This window comes from Pseudomonas farris, assembly GCF_019145235.1.
Taxonomy (GTDB): Bacteria; Pseudomonadota; Gammaproteobacteria; order Pseudomonadales; family Pseudomonadaceae; genus Aquipseudomonas; species Aquipseudomonas farris.
The window spans coordinates 1-2,302 of sequence record NZ_JAHSTV010000029.1; the positions used below are offsets into that span (position 1 = coordinate 1).

Below are 2,302 nucleotides of genomic sequence, written 5' to 3' on the forward strand. Positions count from 1 at the left end.
TTAAGTGGGCACCAGTTCTAGCCTTTTAAGCGGGTATTTCATGCAACCACAACGCCGTTCCTACTCCAGATCCTTCAAAGTCCAAGTCATTCAAGAGTGCGCCCAGCCCGGCGCCTCGATTGCCAGCGTCGCGCTGAGCCATAGCCTCAACGCGAACCTTGTCCACAAATGGATTCGGGTGCAAACGCAAAAAAACACGGAGCTGCAACCTGCTTTTATTCCGTTACCCATGCAGCTAGCCGGAGCAAATTCGCAAGCTGCATCATCGAATATCTGCGTTGAAATCCCACACCCGCGTGGCACTGTCAAAGTGAACTGGCCGACCGAAAGCGCGGCTGCCTGCGCGACCTTTCTTCGAGACCTGTTGCGATGATCCGCATCGACTCCATCTGGCTCGCCACCGAGCCCATGGACATGCGCGCCGGCACCGAAACCGCTCTGGCGCGTGTGGTCGCCGTGTTCGGTGCGGCGCAGCCGCACTGTGCTTATTTGTTTGCCAACCGCCGCGCCAATCGCATGAAAGTGCTGGTGCACGACGGGTTAGGTATCTGGCTGGCGGCGCGCCGCCTGCATCAAGGCAAGTTCTTCTGGCCGGGTTCTAGACACGGCTCTCAGATGGAATTAGGTGCCGAACAACTGCATGCCCTGGTGCTGGGTTTGCCTTGGCAAAGAGTTGGGCCAGGCAGCGCGATTTCCATCATATAACGCCTGCCACGACCAGCCAGGCCGTGCAATTGTCCGATGAGCCTATCGTCGCTTTTAGGCTGTTCTGGCAAAATCGGCGGCATGACTTCGCTTCCTAATCTCGACCACTTAACCCCTGAACAACTGCGCGCTCTGGCGGCGCAGTTGATGCAGCGTGTCGAGAATCTCGATCAGAAAGTCGAGACGATGGGTAAGCAAATCCATCATCACAAAACGGTCAACGAGAAACTGGCCCACGAGATCGCGCAGCTCAAGCGCTTCAAGTTTGCCAAGCGCAGCGAGCAACTGAGCCCGGATCAGGCCAGCCTGCTTGATGACCTGATCGATACTGACATCGCAGCCATCGAAGCCGAACTTGAAGCGCTGCAACCCGCTCCCGTTTCGACCGAGGCTCGGCAAAAACCTAAACGTACCGCCTTGCCGCCGCAGTTTCCGCGCACCCTGATCCATCACGAACCCGACAACAGCCACTGCCAGTGCGGCTGCGCCCTCAAGCGTATCGGCGAGGATGTCAGCGAGAAACTCGACTACACGCCGGGCGTGTTCACCGTCGAGCGTCATATCCGTGGCAAGTGGGTCTGCGGTCAGTGCGAAACGCTGATCCAGGCACCGGTTCCGGCGCAGGTCATCGACAAAGGTATCCCAACCGCCGGCCTGCTGGCCCATGTCATGATCGCGAAGTTCGCCGACCATTTACCGCTCTATCGTCAGGAGTCGATTTTTGGTCGGGCCGGTTTGGCCATCGCCCGCTCGACCCTGGCGCAATGGGTCGGCAACTGTGGTGTGCAGTTGCAGCCGCTGGTCGATGCCCTGCGCGATGCTGTTCTCGAACATGGCGTAATCCACGCCGATGAAACGCCGGTGCAGATGCTTACGCCGGGCGCAAAGAAAACCCATCGCGCCTATGTCTGGGCCTACGCCACCAGCCAGTTCTCGGACTTGGCGGCGGTCGTTTACGACTTCAGCCCCAGCCGCGCCGGAGAGCACGCACGTAACTTCCTGCAAGGCTGGAAGGGCAAGCTGGTTTGCGACGATTTTGGTGGCTACAAGGCCAGCTTTGAACTCGGCGTCACCGAGATCGGCTGCATGGCCCATGCGCGCCGCAAGTTCTTCGAATTGCACGCCACCAACAAGAGCCAGCTCGCCGAACAGGCCTTGCGCTACATCCAGTTGCTTTACGAAATCGAGAGCGAAGTCCGCGACCTTGAACCGGATTTACGCCGCCTAATACGGCAAGAAAAAGCGGTACCGGTGATGGATGCTCTGCATGCCTGGATGATCGCCCAGCGCCAGATCGTGCACGACGGCTCGGCGATAAGCAAAGCTCTGGATTACAGCCTCAAACGCTGGACGGCGCTGTCGCGCTATCTCGATAACGGGGCCGTACCCATTGACAATAATTGGTGCGAGAACCAAATCCGACCGTGGGCGTTGGGTCGCAAAAATTGGCTCTTTGCAGGATCACTGCGCAGCGGTAAACGCGCGGCGGCGATCATGAGTTTGATCCAGTCGGCGCGGCTCAACGGGCATGATCCGTATGCTTATTTGAAGGACGTCCTCACGCGCCTGCCGACGCAGCGGGCGAGTGATATTGCGG

The 2,302-nt window shown here is 58.7% G+C and carries 3 protein-coding genes; all 3 read left to right on the forward strand.

From position 1 onward, the window contains the following. Positions 1-40: 40 nt before the first annotated feature. Entirely contained in the window at positions 41-373 is a 333-nt protein-coding gene (gene tnpA, locus KVG95_RS29570) for an IS66-like element accessory protein TnpA (protein WP_225923287.1), read from the forward strand. Then, positions 370-705, forward strand: coding sequence for an IS66 family insertion sequence element accessory protein TnpB (gene tnpB / locus KVG95_RS29985; RefSeq protein WP_058392002.1), 336 nt, complete (start codon positions 370-372; stop codon positions 703-705). The genes tnpA and tnpB overlap by 4 nt, the downstream gene beginning before the upstream one ends. Before the next feature lie 81 nt (positions 706-786). Beyond that, positions 787-2,302: IS66 family transposase (tnpC, locus tag KVG95_RS29580; RefSeq protein WP_217858957.1), on the forward strand; the 1,516-nt coding region annotated here is incomplete at its 3' end.